15 protein-coding genes are annotated in these 18,169 nt (G+C 45.5%); 5 read left to right on the forward strand and 10 right to left on the reverse strand.

Annotation, left to right across the window (positions count from 1 at the left end; translation table 11 throughout):
• Nucleotides 1-864 precede the first annotated feature (864 nt).
• The 4 genes from NL646_RS22120 to zntR form a co-directional block, all read right to left on the reverse strand.
• On the reverse strand, nucleotides 865-3,000 hold the full coding sequence (locus NL646_RS22120; RefSeq protein ID WP_025523408.1) for a lysine decarboxylase CadA: 2,136 nt from the start codon (nucleotides 2,998-3,000) through the stop codon (nucleotides 865-867).
• 115 nt (nucleotides 3,001-3,115) lie between these two features.
• On the reverse strand, nucleotides 3,116-4,459 hold the full coding sequence (gene cadB, locus NL646_RS22125; protein ID WP_005383654.1) for a cadaverine/lysine antiporter: 1,344 nt from the start codon (nucleotides 4,457-4,459) through the stop codon (nucleotides 3,116-3,118).
• A gap of 728 nt (nucleotides 4,460-5,187) precedes the next feature.
• Nucleotides 5,188-6,756: a lysine decarboxylation/transport transcriptional activator CadC gene (cadC, locus tag NL646_RS22130; RefSeq protein ID WP_029810268.1), complete on the reverse strand. Its 1,569-nt coding sequence runs from the start codon at nucleotides 6,754-6,756 to the stop codon at nucleotides 5,188-5,190.
• A gap of 165 nt (nucleotides 6,757-6,921) precedes the next feature.
• A complete protein-coding gene (gene zntR / locus NL646_RS22135; protein WP_005456436.1) occupies nucleotides 6,922-7,320 on the reverse strand; it encodes a Zn(2+)-responsive transcriptional regulator in 399 nt (132 codons plus the stop codon).
• Between the two features lie 265 nt (nucleotides 7,321-7,585).
• Between zntR and purH the strand changes: the two genes are divergently transcribed.
• Entirely contained in the window at nucleotides 7,586-9,178 is a 1,593-nt protein-coding gene (gene purH / locus NL646_RS22140) for a bifunctional phosphoribosylaminoimidazolecarboxamide formyltransferase/IMP cyclohydrolase (RefSeq protein WP_253664692.1), read from the forward strand.
• Between the two features lie 154 nt (nucleotides 9,179-9,332).
• Complete coding sequence (gene purD, locus NL646_RS22145; RefSeq protein ID WP_025587940.1) at nucleotides 9,333-10,622, forward strand: phosphoribosylamine--glycine ligase; 1,290 nt, start codon at nucleotides 9,333-9,335, stop codon at nucleotides 10,620-10,622.
• An 88-nt stretch (nucleotides 10,623-10,710) separates the two neighbouring features.
• Here purD and NL646_RS22150 read toward each other — a convergent pair whose 3' ends face one another.
• Together NL646_RS22150 and hupA are read right to left on the reverse strand one after the other, a co-directional pair.
• A complete protein-coding gene (locus NL646_RS22150; RefSeq protein WP_021822351.1) occupies nucleotides 10,711-11,409 on the reverse strand; it encodes a DUF1481 domain-containing protein in 699 nt (232 codons plus the stop codon).
• Nucleotides 11,410-11,448: 39 nt separating this feature from the next.
• A complete protein-coding gene (hupA, locus tag NL646_RS22155; RefSeq protein ID WP_005433627.1) occupies nucleotides 11,449-11,721 on the reverse strand; it encodes a nucleoid-associated protein HU-alpha in 273 nt (90 codons plus the stop codon).
• Between the two features lie 253 nt (nucleotides 11,722-11,974).
• On the opposite strand from hupA, the gene NL646_RS22160 reads away from it, so the two are divergent.
• Nucleotides 11,975-13,102, forward strand: coding sequence for a CNNM domain-containing protein (locus NL646_RS22160; protein WP_005456452.1), 1,128 nt, complete (start codon nucleotides 11,975-11,977; stop codon nucleotides 13,100-13,102).
• A gap of 58 nt (nucleotides 13,103-13,160) precedes the next feature.
• Here the strand turns inward: NL646_RS22160 and NL646_RS22165 are convergent, their stop codons facing one another.
• Nucleotides 13,161-13,748, reverse strand: a complete 588-nt coding sequence (locus NL646_RS22165; protein ID WP_005456454.1) for a YjaG family protein — start codon at nucleotides 13,746-13,748, stop codon at nucleotides 13,161-13,163.
• 66 nt (nucleotides 13,749-13,814) lie between these two features.
• Between NL646_RS22165 and NL646_RS22170 the strand changes: the two genes are divergently transcribed.
• Both NL646_RS22170 and NL646_RS22175 read left to right on the forward strand, forming a co-directional pair.
• On the forward strand, nucleotides 13,815-14,738 hold the full coding sequence (locus tag NL646_RS22170; RefSeq protein WP_253664693.1) for a D-2-hydroxyacid dehydrogenase: 924 nt from the start codon (nucleotides 13,815-13,817) through the stop codon (nucleotides 14,736-14,738).
• A 6-nt stretch (nucleotides 14,739-14,744) separates the two neighbouring features.
• Nucleotides 14,745-15,317 carry a uracil-DNA glycosylase family protein gene (locus tag NL646_RS22175; RefSeq protein WP_025525687.1) on the forward strand — a complete coding sequence of 191 codons (573 nt, stop codon included), beginning with the start codon at nucleotides 14,745-14,747 and terminating at the stop codon, nucleotides 15,315-15,317.
• Nucleotides 15,318-15,536: 219 nt separating this feature from the next.
• Here NL646_RS22175 and hemE read toward each other — a convergent pair whose 3' ends face one another.
• The 3 genes from hemE to NL646_RS22190 form a co-directional block, all read right to left on the reverse strand.
• The gene (hemE, locus tag NL646_RS22180) at nucleotides 15,537-16,604 is read right to left on the reverse strand and encodes a uroporphyrinogen decarboxylase (RefSeq protein WP_005497578.1); all 1,068 of its coding nucleotides are present in this window, start codon (nucleotides 16,602-16,604) and stop codon (nucleotides 15,537-15,539) included.
• Nucleotides 16,605-16,908: 304 nt separating this feature from the next.
• Nucleotides 16,909-17,652 carry a hypothetical protein gene (locus NL646_RS22185; RefSeq protein WP_253664694.1) on the reverse strand — a complete coding sequence of 248 codons (744 nt, stop codon included), beginning with the start codon at nucleotides 17,650-17,652 and terminating at the stop codon, nucleotides 16,909-16,911.
• Nucleotides 17,653-17,656: 4 nt separating this feature from the next.
• Nucleotides 17,657-18,148, reverse strand: coding sequence for a hypothetical protein (locus tag NL646_RS22190; protein ID WP_015297455.1), 492 nt, complete (start codon nucleotides 18,146-18,148; stop codon nucleotides 17,657-17,659).
• Between the last annotated feature and the right edge of the window lie 21 nt (nucleotides 18,149-18,169).

The following is an 18,169-nucleotide window of genomic DNA, read 5'->3' on the forward strand; positions in this document are numbered from 1 at the left end:
AGGCCTGCCGCCAGCGTTCAATCTGAGCCATGATCAAACTCTTCAATTTAAGATTTTGTTCGGCTCAATGAATACTGAACATTACATAAGTAATGTTTGAATTGACTGTGCTGAATCCGAAAATTCAATGGTCACTTCGTTTCATTGAAACCTAATTTGATACCGAGGTATCTAATTGGATTATCATCAACGAGTGCCCACACAGATTGATAGGTTCTTATTTTTAAAGAGCTTTTCTAACATTTTCAGCAACTTAGTTGCTCGTCGTTAGGGGTGCGTATCTTACTTCACACCGTGAGAGAGTCAAGCATTTTTTTCAAATTTCTTTTCTCTCAGTTCCGACTCGCTGTGTGACTTTCGTCTCACTCCGTGTCGGTGGATGCGCAGTATAGGGAGTTGAGAAATTAGTACAAGCGTTTTTTGCAAAAAAACTTTCAACCGAACAAATAGCAATCACTTTGTGTATATACCAAGCGATCTTGGCTATTTTCTCTCATTTAAAAGGATCTTTCCTCAAGAAAAAGGGCGTTTCTACCTGAATTACGATCTTCAAATTTGATGCAATTGAAGCAAATGATCTTCGCTCAACGCGCTTTTTCTCTTCGTCCTGCTGTATAAAAGATAAAAAAAGAGCAGAACGATGACGAACTGCTCTTTGGTCTTTGCTTTTTACTTGGGGTACTTCAGGTGAAGTCTTGGAAATTGCTTCTTCTATATAGAAGAAAAGATCAGAGCATCCTTGCCCTTCTCTTTACGACAGATTAGTTAGGGGTATATCTAAATGTCGTGGTTGTTCGATGACACATTGAGCTCGTAAGAGTGGAGCATGCTTGCATTCCCAATGGCGTCATCTTCGAGAGGAACTTAGTTCTTCAATACTTTTACGGTGTAGCTACCATCTTTTTGTTGGTATAGACCGTGGATGTCGGTTTCGAAACCTGGGTAATGCGCACCGATCTCACAAAGCATCTCTAGGAAGTCCAGCACTGGGCGAGACTCTTGAGTCACCATTTCACCAGGAAGTACTAGTGGCACGCCTGGAGGGTAAGGAAGGATCATGTTCGCACTTACGCGACCAACCATTTCTTCCAGTTTGATTTCTTCTACGTTACCGCGAAGCTCTTCTTGCCATGCTGCGTGTGGTGTTACTTTCATTTCTGGAAGAACATCGAACGCTTTGTACATTAGCTCTGGTAGGTTGTATTTCTTAGTTAGGTTATGAATTGCTTGTGCCAAATCTTGAACGCGCATGCCTTCATAGAAGCTTGGATCTTCGTTATATAGCGAAGGAAGGAAGCTCTTGATGGTTAGGTTCAAGTCATAGCCACGTTTAAATTCAGTCAGACCGCGTAGCAATTGCATTGCTTTTGATTTGTCGATACCGATTGAGAATAGGAACAACAAGTTGTATGGGCCTGTTTTCTCAACCACGATGCCGCGCTCGTCTAGGAATTTAGCCACTAGCGAAGCAGGAATACCTGATTCTTCTAGTTCGCCTTCTTTATTCATCCCCGGAGTCAGTAGCGTTACTTTGATTGGGTCAAGATACATGTGGTTGTCATCCATGTTCTTGAAGCCGTGCCATGTATCGCTAGGGTCTAGTTTCCAACATTCTGTGGTATCGATGTTTTCTGGTTGCCATACATCGAAGAACCAGCTGTCACTTTCTGCTTCTAGGCGTTTGATCTCTTTACGGAAGCGAATTGCGCGATCGATAGAGTCTTGCATCAACTTCTTACCAGTGTTGCCGCGCATCATTGCCGCTGCAGTTTCAGTAGAAGCAACAATGCCGTACTGAGGTGAAGTTGAAGTGTGCATCATGAATGCTTCGTTGAAAGACTCTTTATCAAAGTCACCTTTCACGTGAATCATCGAAGCTTGTGAGAACGCTGCCAACAGTTTGTGTGTTGATTGTGTCTCGTAGAACACTTTGCCTGGCATCGCTTCACCACTCATACCACATTTACCTTCATAAATTGGGTTGAAGTTAGTGTAAGGCACCCAAGCACTGTCGAAGTGGATGTGTTTACAGTCTAGCGACTCTTTGATGAATTGTGTGTTGTACAACAGGCCATCGTAAGTTGAGTTAGTCACTACTGCGTAACTTGGCGCTGTTGCACCTGGAGTTTTCGCTACTTTCTCAGCAATTACATCACGACTGAATTCACTTTGTGGAATACCACCAAGAATGCCGTATGCGTTACGAGTTGGGCGGAAGTAGATTGGTGTCACGTCGCTCATCATCATTAGGTGAGTCAGAGATTTGTGACAGTTACGGTCAATCAGTACTGTGCTGCCCGCAGGCGCTGAGTACATACCCACGATTTTGTTCGATGTAGACGTACCGTTAGTTACGATGTACGAGCTGTCTGCATTGAATGTGCGTGCGATGTATTCTTCTGCATCTTTATGTGGACCTGAGTGGTCTAGTAGAGAACCTAGCTCAGGCATTGAGATTGATACGTCCGCTTTGAATGTGTTTGGACCGTAAAAATCATAGAAGATGCTACCAGCAGGGCTTTTCTGGAACGCAGTACCACCCATGTGACCTGGAGTACAGAAGGTGTATTTACCTTCTTCTACGTATTTGAATAGCGCTTTAGTGAATGGAGGCATGATGGCATCTTTGTATGCCTCTGTCGCTTGGTTGATTTTGATAGCGATGTCGTCAGCCATACCTAAAGCGTACTCGAAGAAGCTCACGTTTAGACGTAGGTCTGTTAGTGAAATATCGAGAGTAGACTGTTCGTTAGCAAATGCGTGAACAGGCAGTTTTTCGTTGATTTGGCTAATACGTTCACATAGCTCTAGTGAGTATTTATCCCAGTCGAACAGCACACCGCAAATGCGTGGGTTCATCTCAATCATTTTGATCAAGTCTTTATCATCTACTGGGTAAACCACTTCGTAGCCCGCTTTCTCAAGAGCAGCGTGAAGTTGACGAACTGGCTCTTCTTTAAAGAACACACCCATGTGGTTCAAGATAGCGAAAATATTCATTTGGACATCTCCAAGGCGAATGAAGGCGCTCTCTGCCATTTACAGGCAGTGAGTAAGGTGAGCGCCGAGTGAATTTGTTTTTATTGGCTGGCACCAAAGTGCCAGCGTTTGGGGATTAGTTGCTTGCTTGAGCAGGCATGTCGTCAGCGTGTAGCTTCATGTACTGAGCTAAGCCGGCTTTTTTGCTGTAGAACATCAAGATAACGAGAGACACGATGAAGGTTGCTGTTAGCGTACCGCCTTCTGCACCAGCAAGGGCAATGAAGCAGAACAGACAAGCTACACCAGAGAACAGCATTACGAAGCCGTTACGTGTTGTCATACCTTCAAAGCGAATCAAGTTAATGCTCGAGTAGAAGTAAGGCAGCATAGTTAGTAGAACTGCATCAGTCGTTAGTTGGTTGAACAGGTCTGATGCATGTGCTGTTTTAGAGCTGAAGAACATCAGTACAACCATTAATGCTGTCATCTTGATTGACGCAAGGATTAGACCTTTCTTAGGCACACCGTTTTTGTCAGTTTCGCCGTAGATTTTAGGGAAGTTGCCATCGCTTGCTGCACGTTTACCAGCTTCGCCCACCAGCATCATCCAAGAACCTAGCGAAGTAAAACATGCTAGTGCTGTGAATGCTGATACGAATGGTGCTGTCCAGCTACCGAATAGCTCAGTGGTAGCCAATGCAAATGGCGCACCTGATGCCGCGACTTCAGAAGCAGGGAACATGCCGCTGATCATTTGAGTTGATAGGATGTAAATCACACCTGCGATACCAGTACCCAGCATGGTTGCTAGCGGTACAGTACGTTTAGGGTTTTCTACCATACCTGTCGATACTGCTGCTGATTCCACACCAACGAATGACCATAGACAGATAAGAACCGCAGTCACAATCGCATGGCTGTCAGTGCCCGCAGATACGTTCCAGTTTTGGCTGTATAGCGCAGTGTCGAAGTGCGTCCAACCAAATAGAGCGGTACCAACAACTGGAATTAGGATTAGAACAAGACCAAGCGTACATAGACGGCTTACCCAGCTACCACCAAGTAGGTTGACGAAAGTGAAGATCCATACCGATGCAATCGTCGCAATACCTGCTGGGATTGGGTCATTAAGCACAGGGAAGAATACTGAAAGGTAAGAAACACCTGTAATAGCAATAGCTAGGTTACCAATCCAGTTCGCGTGGTAATAAAGCACGCCCGTTTGGAAACCAAAGACTGGGGAAACTTCGCCCGCATAAGCGATAGGACCACCTTCTTGAGGGTTTTTGGTTGCCAGACGAGCGTAAACAAACGCAAGGCTCAGTGCACCGATCAAACAGATCAGCCAGCTGAAAATTGAAACAGAGCCTACTGAAGCTAGGCTAGAAGGTAACAGTGCAATACCACTACCCATCATGTTACCGGCGACTACACCCGTACAGGCAATTAGGCCGATTTTTTTCGTATTCGATGACATAACATCTCCAAATCTATTCTACTCAAGTCAACGTGACTCAAACTGAACGGTTATTAGCGAGATGCTATGAAGTAGATACCTGCTCGACCTCGCTAAATTTCGAAGTGAAGACTACGCCCAAAAATCGGGAAAAAAATAAACTTGGCGTTATCAATAAAATGATTAGTTAATCAACATCAAGTTGAGATAAACATGATAAACACAAAAATATAAAACCAAATTATTCATGCAGTTATAAGAAAAACATCAAACCTTCTACCGATAGATAAACTCTCATCAACTCGTCGGTAATCGCGATAAAAGTTATCAACCTCTATCAACTTCCCCATCCCGAAGGGTTAATTCCCTGAACTGTTGATTCCATAAACCTCTCCCTGATCGCGCTTTTTGACCCACATCAATATTCATCTCGCCTGCAAGAAAGCATCAGAATCATTCTCGCCACATAACTCAGCCAGACACTCCATACAATCAATAGAGATAGAGATAGAGATAGAGATAGAGATAGAGATAGAGATAGAGATAGAGATAGAGATAGAGATAGAGATAGAGATAGAGATAGAGATAGAGATAGAGATAGAGATAGAGAAGCAAACCGGATATGTTTTCCCGTTGCAAGCTTGCGTTGTTAGCTCCTTCGTACGTCATTGCCCCACCCTTTTCACTTTTCGACAGCGACAAAAAAGCCCCTCACCGAAATGAGGGGCTAGTATTTGAGTCCGAGAAAATTAAAGCATTCGAACGACAGAAGGGTGAACGGCGCGATACATGGCGTAATCAATCGCCTTCATGTTACTTGGGAAGACCAAGTTTTCGCACAGCAGGTACGTCTCAACCGACGTATCAATATAAAAAGCTTCGCTGTAAGACTCACTGGCCAAATCCAGATCACCATCCAATTCAGCATGCTTACCACGAATCACATAAGACAGCACTGAATCTCGTAACCTCAACGCTTGCCCAAGATGCAGCTTGGCTGAAGCCATGTCACCAGCAATGGTTTCGTGTAGGGCCAAAGCTTCATAAATTCGAGGTTGAATTGGCCCAACCATCATTTTCACGTTGGTTTCCAGCGCATCGCTGAGTTGTTGCACTCGCCCTTTCTTTAGCTCAAGAGACGAATCGAGCACTTTCTGCACGTGGTAAGCAATCAGCAATTCAGCTTGAACATAAGCATTATCTGGCTCGATTTCTAAAATATTTTCCATCAAATCGATGCCTTGGCGAAACTGCTTTGCATCAGAGACATTAAGATAATGGTTAGCTTGCACAAACAATTCCAAGGCATCGGGATTCATGGGCATTCCCGCCACCAGCATCGTAGATTTTAATTTGGCATCCGGCACTTTCAGCACTTGCATCAAGTCCAACGATGCTTGTTGAAGCACGGTCTTTAAATGGCTACTGGTTAACGCGTATTGACGACTAAACAACACCTTTTCAGATGAGTTATTGCGATATTCCACCTCTAAAAAGCTGCCACCGTCATTCTCACGAACTCGTACCACAACGGATTTACCAGGCACAATGCCAGAAGTAAACGACGCCTTCTTTAGCATGACTCGGTAATCACTGACTTGAGCAATGTCGGACATCAACTTTTGTGCAAACCCGTCTGCCAAGTCATAGCTTAACCCTTCGCTCGTAAAGTTATCTTGAAACTTGAATTCGATAAGGTGAGTATCGATGGCTTGGGTAATACGCACTTCCGATTGCTTGTAGGTAAACACGCCCATCACCACGACCAAAACACTGATCCAGATGAAGTTCATCAGTCCCAAGCGCCACGGGCTGATTTTATTTTTTTTCTGAGGGGCCTTTTTCTCTTTCGACATCTCGCAGACCGCACGAGTCAGAGGGCCGGCAGGAAAAGTAACGGCAGGTGCGATAGGCAGAGTCTCTTCTTCTGGTTCTTCAACCAAAGGCGCGCTCTCTTCCTCTTCACTTTGGCGACTTGCGACAAACTCTTCATGCGTCATCGGAGTCACGTTCGCTACCAGCTTGTAGCCACGTTTCGGCACTGTAATGACGTAACTGGTATTTTCTTCCCGACCGTCACGCAGCAATTTACGCAACTCAAAAATGGACTGAGTCACCACTTGATCGGTCACAATCGCTCCAGCCCAAACGTACTGGATCAATTCCTCGCGATTGAACACCTCATTTGCATGCTCAGCTAAGAAGTGCAAAAGATTAATTAAGCGCGGCTCAACAGTAACTTCCCTATCTTGTCGATACAGCTTATTTTCATCAACGCTTAAAACCCAGTCATTGATTTGAAAATAGACTCCAACCATGTATGAAAACTCTCGTATCTACCAGACAGCTATCGCTGTAGGAATGATGGAACTTCACATTCGCACAGTCGACCAAAAGCGAGATTATAGGTGGGAAAACGGCGTGCACCTAGAAAAGCAAGCCGCCAAAAATGCAAACTTAAGTTAAGTGATGCAAAAATGAGACTACTCAAGTGCTGCAAGAATAGAACAATGACTGGCATCATCGTTTGTATGGCCACAGCACGCATCATTAATCTTCTTCAAAGCACGGCGAATTTTCGTCAGTTCATTAATCTTCTCGTCGATCAGCTCTAACTTGGCAGAAGTAATGGCTTTTACCTCTGCACAACTGTGTTCTGTCGCCTCTAACTTAATTTCTAATAGATCTTTTATCTCATCCAAACTCAACCCTAGCTCTTTCGCTTTTAAGATGAAGCGCACCTGCTTTTGATTCTCTTCATTATAAAGTCGGTAGCCTGATTCGCTTCGCCCTGCGGGTTTTATCAACGCATTTTTCTCATAAAAACGCAGTGTATCTGAAGTCACACCACAGCGTTTTGCCAACTCACCTATCTGAAACATAACTTTCCTTATTAACTATCTCGTTACTTTTAAAGCTAAAGAACGACTTTTTTGCAATTATTTTTGAGATGCCAAACGATTGCGCGAGCTTTTTTGTAATAAATTGGTTAGAATACGCGCCATCAAATGTGGAGACTGTTTTCTAAACATGAAAACACCTGCAAAGGTCTTTACCAAAACTGGCCAATATTTTACCCCAAGAGGTAAAAACAAGTTCATTTTTGGCAAACATCTTTAACTCCGTGAATTTGAGGAAAATGGAAGCATGAATAACGCTCGTCCTATTCGCCGTGCGCTTATCAGCGTATCAGACAAAACAGGTATTGTTGAGTTTGCACAAGCTCTTGCTGAGCGCGGTGTCGATATCCTATCTACTGGTGGTACAGCACGCCTACTTGCCGAACAAGGCATCGCCGTAACAGAAGTCTCTGACTACACAGGTTTCCCAGAAATGATGGACGGCCGCGTTAAAACGCTTCACCCGAAAGTTCACGGTGGTGTGCTTGGTCGTCGTGGTCAAGATGATGAAGTGATGGCAAAACATGGCATCAATCCAATCGACATGGTCGTTGTTAACCTATACCCATTTGCAGAAACCGTTGCCAAAGAAGGCTGTACGCTGGCTGACGCAGTAGAAAACATCGATATTGGCGGTCCTACCATGGTTCGCTCAGCAGCGAAGAACCACAAAGACGTAACTATCGTTGTAAACGCTTCAGACTACGACCGCGTAATCGCAGAGATGGACGCAAACGACAAGTCCCTAACTCTAGAAACGCGTTTCGACCTTGCTATTGCAGCATTCGAGCATACTGCGGCTTACGATGGCATGATCGCAAACTACTTCGGCACCATGGTTACATCTTACGGTGAGAACAAAGAAGGTGATGAAGAGAGTAAATTCCCTCGCACCTTTAACCAACAATTCGAGAAAAAACAAGACATGCGCTACGGTGAGAACAGCCACCAAGCGGCTGCATTCTATGTTGAGGCCAACCCACAAGAAGCGTCTGTTTCTACTGCTCGCCAAATCCAAGGTAAAGCCCTTTCTTACAACAACATCGCAGACACGGACGCCGCACTTGAATGTGTGAAAGAGTTTAATGAGCCAGCATGTGTAATCGTAAAACACGCCAACCCATGTGGCGTAGCGCTAGGTAAAGACATCCTAGAAGCGTACAACCGCGCTTACCAAACAGACCCAACATCAGCGTTCGGCGGCATCATCGCATTCAACCAAGAGCTAGATGCTGAAACAGCAACCGCTATTGTTGAGCGTCAATTCGTTGAAGTAATCATTGCTCCTTCTGTTTCTGCTGAAGCGATTGAAGTCGTTGCGGCGAAGAAGAACGTACGTCTACTAGAGTGTGGCGAGTGGTCAACGAAGACAACGGGCTTTGACGTGAAACGCGTCAACGGTGGTCTACTGGTTCAAGATCGCGACCAAGGCATGGTAAGCCTAGACGACCTTAAAGTGGTTTCTAAGCGTCAACCGACAGACGAAGAGCTGAAAGATGCGCTGTTCTGCTGGAAAGTAGCGAAATACGTGAAATCTAACGCGATCGTTTACGCGAAAGGCGACATGACTATCGGTGTGGGCGCAGGCCAAATGAGCCGCGTTTACTCAGCGAAAATTGCCGGCATCAAAGCTGCAGACGAAGGCTTAGAAGTTGCCGGTAGCGTAATGGCATCTGACGCTTTCTTCCCATTCCGCGACGGTATCGATGCCGCAGCAGAAGCCGGCATTAAGTGCGTAATTCAGCCAGGTGGCTCTATGCGTGACGACGAAGTTATCGCAGCAGCAGATGAGCACGGCATGGCGATGATCTTCACGGGTATGCGCCACTTCCGCCACTAATTTCCTCATCGTATTTGGCACTGTGGCGTCGTTAACTGCTTTTGCCCACCCCAGTTACGTAGCTGGCTATGTTTCCGGGATGGGCTCAATTGTTGCCTAGCCACATCATCAACTACTTTGAGTAAACAGTATTTATAAGATTAAGGATTTTCATATGCGAGTTTTAATAATTGGTTCAGGCGGTCGTGAACATGCGCTAGGCTGGAAAGCAGCGCAAAACCCAAATGTTGAGACTATTTTCATTGCTCCAGGCAACGCAGGTACGGCACTAGAGCCAAAACTAGAGAACGTAAACATCGATGTAGAAGACATCGCTGGCCTTGTTGCTTTCGCCAAAGAGAAGGCGATTGAACTGACTATCGTTGGCCCAGAAGCACCATTGGTTATTGGTGTGGTTGATGCGTTCCGCGAAGCGGGCTTACCAATCTTTGGCCCTACCCAAGCCGCAGCGCAGCTTGAAGGCTCCAAAGCGTTTACTAAAGACTTCCTTGCTCGTCACCAAATCCCAACCGGTGCTTACGCAAACTTCACAGAAATTGAACCAGCGCTTGCTTACGTGCGTGAGCAAGGTGCGCCAATCGTGGTGAAAGCAGACGGTCTTGCTGCTGGTAAAGGCGTAATCGTTGCGATGACGCTAGAAGAAGCCGAGGACGCAATCAAAGACATGCTAGCGGGCAACGCATTTGGCGACGCAGGCAGCCGCGTAGTTATCGAAGAGTTCTTAGATGGTGAAGAAGCAAGCTTCATCGTAATGGTCGATGGTGAGAACGTTCTGCCAATGGCCACCAGCCAAGACCACAAACGTGTCGGTGATAAAGACACGGGCCCGAACACAGGGGGCATGGGCGCTTACTCTCCAGCTCCTGTGGTCACACCCGAAATTCACAATCGCATCATGGAAGAAGTCATTTACCCAACGGTACGCGGCATGGCATCTGAGGGGAACCCATACACAGGTTTCCTATACGCGGGTCTGATGATTGACAAAGATGGCACTCCGAAAGTGATCGAGTACAACTGCCGCTTCGGTGATCCAGAGACACAACCAATCATGATGCGCATGGAATCGGATCTTGTTGATCTATGCTTAGCTGCAATCGACGAGAAGCTTGACCAAGTGGAATCTAAATGGGATCCACGCGCATCTATTGGTATCGTGCTAGCAGCCGGTGGCTACCCAGCAGCGTACAACAAAGGTGACGTGATCTCTGGCCTGCCTCAAGTTGAAATTGAAGGCGAGAAAGTCTTCCACGCGGGGACAGACAATCAAGATGGCGACATCGTGACAAATGGTGGTCGCGTATTGTGTGCAACTGCATTGGGCAACAACGTATCAGAAGCACAGCAACGCGCATACGAGCTAGCAAAACAGATCAGTTGGGATGGCATGTTCCATCGTAATGACATCGGCTACCGTGCTATCGCTCGCGAGCAAGAAAAATAATAACAACTTCAGTTGGCTAAAAAGACAAAAGGCGCATTCAGCGCCTTTTTTATTGTTCTTTCGCATCCAGCGTAAAAACGTAGAAGCCTTACTCAGAGATAAACTTTGGTCGTGATACACAATCAAAGTCGTCATCATTGAGCATCAAGAGGCTGTCTACCACCACTTCATTACGAGATTCTTTACCAACAAAGGCAATGTAGCTATCGACCGATGATAAACGGTCGACGACAAATTTCGGCAGGGTTTGGTTGAACTCTAGCGTCGAGAACTCTTTCCCTTTGCAGGTTTCAAATGCTTGACCATTCCAATAGCCTTGTACGAGGTTCTGCCCGTTGCGAGACTGCTCTTTGATGGCAACAACGACATCATTAGCTTCGGCTTTATATCGATCAAGTTGCTCGCGCTGCAACGGCAAGACTTTGCGATTTACGCGATATTGCTGATAAATCGCTTCACCATCTTTATTAAAGCGGATGTGGATTTGAAAAGGCACCAGTTTTTGCTTGGCATCGATTTGCTCACCTTTTCGAATCAACTCACGCAACTCGCCTTCATCCCAACGGTAATCACTTTTATACCAGCCATGATCACCCATCGTGACGTAATCTGCCGCGGTACTGACTCGAGTTAATCGCTCAGTCATCCAATACAAACTACTGGTGTCACCTGCGGTTTTTCCGCCAGAAAAGTGGGTAAATTGTTCTAGATTAGGCGTTTCAACAGAAGAACAGCCAATAAGAGAAAGGCTAGATAGGAGGAGTGAAGTGAGTAGATGTTTTTTCATGAAATTGCACCGAGGCAGGATACCTCGGTGCATTCTAACTTAGTTTACTGATTCTTTCAGCGCTTTACCTGCTACGAATGCAGGTACGTTAGCTGCTGCGATTTGAATCTCGTCACCAGTCTTAGGGTTGCGACCAGTACGTGCAGCGCGGTGGTTTACTTTGAATGTACCAAAACCAATTAGTTGAACTTGGTCACCCTCTTTAAGTGCACCAGTTACACCTTCAAGAGTCGCTTCAAGAGCAGCTTTAGCTTGTGCTTTTGATAGGTCTGCTTTCTCTGCGATAAAGTCGATTAATTGGGTCTTGTTCATTAGGTTTCCCTTCTCATATGTTATCGAATTCGTCTCACTCTAAAGCATAAATGCCCCATCTGGCAAAGGTTTGTAAGCGATCTTTCGATTTTCTGACGTACTTTTAGCCATAATATGAGTAATAACTCACAATTTGTTACCACATGCGGTCTGAAAGCCCTTGCTTTCCTACGTATTTGGACCAATTAATAAGGCACTTTTGCGGTTATAATCACTGCAAATAACAACTATCAGACTACTTTCAAGGGCAACTATGCTGCTGTTATCCATTTATATCTCTATTGCTATCGGCATTTCGTTTATCTGTTCGGTACTGGAGGCGGTACTACTGAGTATCAGTCCGAGCTACATTGCGCAGCTCAATCAACAGGGGCATCCTGCTGCTGAGCAGCTATCTAAACTCAAGTCCGACATCGACCGCCCATTAGCGTCGATTCTGACTCTAAACACTATTGCTCACACTATCGGTGCAGCAACAGCAGGTGCACAGGCGGCCGTCGTATTCGGCAGCGAAGCACTTGGCATCTTCTCAGCTGTGCTGACACTAGCGATCTTGGTTCTCTCTGAAATCGTACCGAAGACCATCGGTGCAACGTACTGGCGTCAGCTTGCACCAGCAGCGGCGGTATCGCTACGTTGGATGGTATGGGCGCTAACGCCATTTGTATGGTTTTCAGAGCAAATCACCAAGCGTTTGGCTCGTAACCACGAAGCACCAAAAATGCGTGATGAACTTTCTGCGATGGCGATTTTGGCACGCGAAAGTGGTGAATTTGCAGAAGGCGAATCTAAAATCTTAAGCAACCTGCTAGGGATTCAAGATGTGCCTGTCACACAAGTCATGACACCTCGCCCTGTTGTCTTCCGCGTTGACGCAACGATGACCATTAATGAGTTTCTGGACAAACACAAAGACACACCGTTCTCACGTCCGCTGGTATACAGCGAGCAGAAAGACAACATCATCGGCTTTGTGCATCGTCTAGAACTGTTTAAGATGCAGCAATCCGGCAGTGGTCAGAAACAACTCGGTGCGGTCATGCGTCCAATCCAAGTGGTTCTGAACAATACAGCGCTACCAAAAGTATTCGATCAAATGATGACGCACCGCCTACAACTGGCACTTGTGGTCGACGAATACGGCACCGTGCTTGGCCTTGTGACACTAGAAGACATCTTTGAGCACTTAGTTGGTGAAGAAATCATCGACGAAGCCGACAAGAGCACCGACATGCAAGAACTGGCCTACCAACGCTGGGAAAGCTGGAAAGAAATGCACGGTGTAATCGAAAGCCGCGATGACGACGACGAAGAGTTAGAAAAACAAAACGTTGAGCCAGAAACACAAGAGCCAACAAAACCAGACTCAAAAGAATCGTAACCACGTTTCCAACAAAAAAGGCATCCCACGGGATGCCTTTTTCATATTCGCTTTCGCATTACAGTGCGATGCCGATGTTGCTCACGGCTTCTTCGCGTAGTTCTTCACGCAAGTCTTTGATCAAGTTGATATCACGTTCCGTTGCTTCACGCAGCGGACGGAAGATTGCCCACTGGACATCCCACTCTTCACATACGGCTTCATTTTCTTTTTGATTGTCGTTTGTGATTGGCTCACTGCCCTGTGCTTGCTCTAAATCAGCAACGGTTTGTACCGACTGTTGGCTCACTTTAAGCATTGAATCGAAAAGGTAGTCGCGATCCAACAGACCATGCAATAGAGTAGACAATGCCTGACACGCATCCATCGCTGGGTATACACCGTAAAAATCATACTCGTCGGCACTTGGGAACAATTCTTCGAGCTTCTCTAGTTGACGCTCGAAATTCACTTTCGCGTTCTTAACGGTCAGAATTTCCCATACACTATCAAGAATCGCTCGGTAAGCACGCGGTTCAGCAAATTCTGTGTTCTCACAAAACATCGCATAGTTTGGATACATGCGTTCACACAGACACGCCATAAAGGTAATTTGTTGCCAAGGTTCTAGTTTTTCTAAACGAACCTGAAGAGGATTCTTAAGCATAGTCACTCAATCATTGAAGAAAAAAACAGCGAAAGTGTACTTGATTCATCACAGGGAAAAAAGTTAATGCAGCATCCAAATCAGATTTTCCTGCTCTCAGAGCATCGCGACACCTACGAAACGTTATTGGCGGAGAAAAATCTGCCCGACCTGAACATTACGGACAAGCCGCAAGAGGCACACATTGTTCTTGCCGATCCTCCTTTACTCTCACAAAGATTAGACGAATTTTCACAACTTGAGTGGGTACAATCTACCTATGCGGGCGTAAATGCGCTCATTACCCCAGAATTTCGCCAAGACTATACGCTGACGAATGTGCGTGGCGTGTTTGGTCCGCTAATCGCAGAGTACGTCCTCGGATACTGCATCAGCCACTATCGTCATTTTATGCACTACCACCAGCAACAACAAAACAAACATTGGCAACCGCGTCTCTACACATCACTGCAAAGCAAAACCATGGTGATTCTCGGTACGGGTAGCATTGGGAAATGCCTAGCACAAACGGCCCAGGCGATGGGAATTAACACGATTGGTATTAATCGCACAGGAATTCCAACAGCCAATGATGAATTTGCACAAACCTTCCACATCAATGAACTAGCAAATGCTTTAAGAAAGGCAGATATTGTCGTTAATACGTTGCCGAGCACACCTAATACTCGTGCCTTGCTCAACCGTGAAACACTTCAACATCTCAACCAAGCTTTATTATTCAATGTAGGTAGAGGAGATGTGTTGGATGAAGCCAGCTTGTTGCTCGCCATCAAGAATCGCTGGGTAGAACACGCTTTCTTGGACGTGTTTGAGCAAGAACCATTGCCACCAGCGCATCCGTTTTGGAAGTTACCGCAAGTGACCATCACGCCACACATCGCCGCATTGAGCTTTCCTGAACAGGTGGTCGACATTTTTGCCGACAATTACCGACTTTGGCGCGATGGTTTCTCATTAAACAATCAAGTGGATTTCGAAAAGGGGTATTAAAGACCGATGTCTCTAGAGAATCTACTCCAACAAGTGCGCGCGTGCCAGATCTGCGCTGAGAGTTTACCTCTCGGAGCCAACCCTGTGGTTCAAGCCGGTAAAAACGCACGCATTCTGATTATTGGCCAAGCGCCAGGAACAAAAGTCCACAGCACTTCGATACCTTGGAATGATCCAAGTGGTGACCGACTGCGCCAATGGCTTGATATCGACAAAGACGTGTTCTACGACCCGAATAAAATTGCCATTGTACCGATGGGGTTCTGCTATCCGGGTAAAGGTAACTCGGGAGATCTGCCACCGAGAAAAGAGTGCGCTCCTACATGGCACAAAAAGATTCTCGAACAGCTCCCCAATATAGAGTTGACTCTGCTTATTGGTCAGTACTCTCAGCAGTACTACCTCACCAACAAGCCCAAAACTCTCACGCAAACCGTTCAGCAATGGCAAGATTGGGAACCTGCGTTTATTCCTCTACCACACCCTTCCCCACGCAATACGCTGTGGTTAAAGAAGAATCCATGGTTTGAGTCGGAAGTCGTTCCCTATCTCCAACAGCGCGTTCACTCGATGCTTTGAGTTACCGATGATCTAATTGCTGGTTAATCTGAACAAGAAAATTGAAACACAAACAACATGAGTTTAAGTCATTGTTTATAAATGACTTAAATATTTGTTGTACAGCTTAGTCAGTAATTAGATCATGACAGGCCAAATGCTTACTAAGCTGTACAATTCAAATTTTAGGTAAAAAAATACCGGCACTGATGGCCGGTATTGGATTTCAATAAATCGAGATTATTTGTGGTAAGGCTTAGATAGCTCATGTACCGCTTCAACAAACACACCCGCGTTTTCTGGCGGCACATCTAGGTGGATGCCATGACCTAGGTTGAATACGTGACCTGTACCAGCATCACCAAAACCTTCTAGGATACCCGCAACTTCTTCACGGATGCGCTCAGGTGAAGCGTAAAGCATAGATGGGTCCATGTTGCCTTGCAGTGCCACTTTATCGCCGATACGCGCTTTCGCATCAGCAATATTGATCGTCCAATCTAGACCAACCGCATCACAACCCGTTGCTGCGATTTGCTCTAGCCACATACCGCCATTCTTAGTAAATAGCGTAACAGGTACGCGACGACCGTCATTTTCGCGAATCAGGCCATCCACAATCTTGTGCATGTATTGCAATGAGAACAGGTTGTAATCACGAGGAGTCAGAACGCCACCCCATGTATCAAATACCATAACTGACTGCGCGCCGGCTTTGATTTGTGCATTTAGGTATTCAATCACGCTATCTGCTAGCTTATCCAGCAGAAGATGCAGAGTTTGAGGTTCTGCGTACATCATCTTCTTGATCTTCGTGAAGGCCTTAGAGCTACCACCTTCAACCATGTAAGTCGCAAGCGTCCATGGGCTACCAGAGAAACCAATTAGAGGTACATCACCATTCAAATCTTTGCGGATTTGACGCACGGCATTCATTACGTACTGCAGTTCACCTTCTGGATCTGGCAGACCGATTTTCTCTACGTCGGCTTTGCAAGTAATTGGGTTATCGAAGACCGGACCTTCACCAGCAGCAAAACGCAGACCCAGACCCATTGCATCTGGGATAGTTAGGATGTCAGAGAACAAGATCGCTGCATCAAGAGGAAAACGGCGTAGTGGTTGAAGAGTTACTTCAGACGCCAGCTCCGCATTCTTACACAAAGACATGAAATCGCCCGCTTGAGCACGCGTAGCTTTGTATTCTGGTAAGTAACGACCTGCCTGACGCATCATCCATACTGGCGTGTAATCTACCGGCTCTTTAAGAAGCGCACGCAGATAACGATCATTTTTTAATTCAGTCATTCCGTAGTTCCAATTGTTAGGCTTTCTTTGAAAGGGGGTATTCTATCACTGATTTAAGGCCAATAGCTGTGTGCTTTGCAACCTGGATCAAGTTATTAACTTTTAAATCAATGCTTAATTTGCACACAATCCACATCAGTGTTAAAAATTTGTTCGCTAGCGAAAACTACAATTATAAACTGAGTACTCGGTACTCAGCATCTCATAACGACATCTTACTTACCCCCTCCCTCTCGGAGGGTTTTTTTTGCCTAAATTTCAATAAATTAAAAAGCCACCTTGCGGTGGCTTTAAGAACGAGCAGTTATGACTGGCAAACTTTTTTCATTAACCCTTTTACATGTCCTTTAGACAAATATGTCGGGCAAAGAGCTTCTCTTACGGTTTGCGACTCAATAATGTAATTTTCAAAGTTTGTTAGTGCGGTGTTAGCACACCTTTGTGTAGCAACCTCTTTCGCCAAAGCGAAGTTGGTATTATTTGGTCTATCCAAGGTGTAGAGCAACGCATTTGCGACGTTTTCATCCGCACAGTAGTTCTCAGCTTGCTGCACTGCTGCTGCAAAAAAAGGAACCGACAGTGACTTCGAGACATTCTGGAAAACTTTGGTTCCTTCTTCGTAACTCACCTCAGCGCTTGGTGCCAAGGTATTAAGAAGCTGACCATAATTTTCCACACATCCCTCTATCGCATATTGAATACATGGTTGTGCTGCAGGCACCAGCTCTTTCGAGAACTGCAGAGTAAAACTCTTAGATTGAGAGAGAAATGGGTAAGATAGGATTAACTGCTGACCCAGACCAATCGCATCATCTTTTGCTCCAGATGCAACATAGTGTTCAAACGCACTCAACGCCGCATTTTGAACTAGGCTTTCCCACTCGCTATTACGTTGAGATGGACAAATATCTTCCGCATGCGCTAATAGCTCGTTCCAATTTTTAGAGCCGTTTAATGCCTTTAAGTCGTCCATGGTGTAACGAGCTTCTTCACCGACCACGGCAAAGCTGACAGACACCATGAATAACGACAATAACGTTTTCTTCATCGTTTTAGTTCCATGCCTGCTTAAGGTACTTCAACGTTGAAGAGTCGTAAGCCGCATTTGGATTCAAGGCAACTTTGAGTACGCTACCACCTTCATCTAACGCGAAACCTGCTTTTTTCGCATTCACTGAATCTTGACCTACGAATTGGATTTTTTGAACTTTTTGAAACTCTTCTTTATACAAAGCTGCGTGCTCAGTTGTCGTGCACAACTTCACCATATCATCATAGATGTAGTTAATAAGGCCACCTAACCAACCGGTGGTTTTTACTTTATCAAGTCGAGCTTCAGAAAAATCATAATTATCCCACTGAGCCCAATCGATATTGGTTTCTAGTACTTCATTACCACAAGCCTGCTGCACCTTGGTTACATTTTCTGTCATGGTATTTTCTGTCAACATGCGCTTCGCTTTTACTTCGATACTTGCATTTGCCGACATGCTTACCATTGTGCACGATACTAATCCTAGCCATAACGCTGATTTCAACTTCATTCGGTATACTCCATTATTTAT

Source organism: Vibrio sp. Y20_XG_PY13 (assembly GCF_024181925.1).
GTDB lineage: Bacteria > Pseudomonadota > Gammaproteobacteria > Enterobacterales > Vibrionaceae > Vibrio > Vibrio parahaemolyticus.

Bases quoted from the DNA above. Each gene is read 5' to 3' on its own strand.
- NL646_RS22120 (WP_025523408.1), bottom strand. From the start codon at position 3,000: ATGAATATTTTCGCTATCTTGAACCACATGGGTGTGTTCTTTAAAGAA.
- cadB (WP_005383654.1), bottom strand. From the start codon at position 4,459: ATGTCATCGAATACGAAAAAAATCGGCCTAATTGCCTGTACGGGTGTA.
- cadC (WP_029810268.1), bottom strand. From the start codon at position 6,756: ATGGTTGGAGTCTATTTTCAAATCAATGACTGGGTTTTAAGCGTTGAT.
- zntR (WP_005456436.1), bottom strand. From the start codon at position 7,320: ATGTTTCAGATAGGTGAGTTGGCAAAACGCTGTGGTGTGACTTCAGAT.
- purH (WP_253664692.1), top strand. From the start codon at position 7,586: ATGAATAACGCTCGTCCTATTCGCCGTGCGCTTATCAGCGTATCAGAC.
- purD (WP_025587940.1), top strand. From the start codon at position 9,333: ATGCGAGTTTTAATAATTGGTTCAGGCGGTCGTGAACATGCGCTAGGC.
- NL646_RS22150 (WP_021822351.1), bottom strand. From the start codon at position 11,409: ATGAAAAAACATCTACTCACTTCACTCCTCCTATCTAGCCTTTCTCTT.
- hupA (WP_005433627.1), bottom strand. From the start codon at position 11,721: ATGAACAAGACCCAATTAATCGACTTTATCGCAGAGAAAGCAGACCTA.
- NL646_RS22160 (WP_005456452.1), top strand. From the start codon at position 11,975: ATGCTGCTGTTATCCATTTATATCTCTATTGCTATCGGCATTTCGTTT.
- NL646_RS22165 (WP_005456454.1), bottom strand. From the start codon at position 13,748: ATGCTTAAGAATCCTCTTCAGGTTCGTTTAGAAAAACTAGAACCTTGG.
- NL646_RS22170 (WP_253664693.1), top strand. From the start codon at position 13,815: ATGCAGCATCCAAATCAGATTTTCCTGCTCTCAGAGCATCGCGACACC.
- NL646_RS22175 (WP_025525687.1), top strand. From the start codon at position 14,745: ATGTCTCTAGAGAATCTACTCCAACAAGTGCGCGCGTGCCAGATCTGC.
- hemE (WP_005497578.1), bottom strand. From the start codon at position 16,604: ATGACTGAATTAAAAAATGATCGTTATCTGCGTGCGCTTCTTAAAGAG.
- NL646_RS22185 (WP_253664694.1), bottom strand. From the start codon at position 17,652: ATGAAGAAAACGTTATTGTCGTTATTCATGGTGTCTGTCAGCTTTGCC.
- NL646_RS22190 (WP_015297455.1), bottom strand. From the start codon at position 18,148: ATGAAGTTGAAATCAGCGTTATGGCTAGGATTAGTATCGTGCACAATG.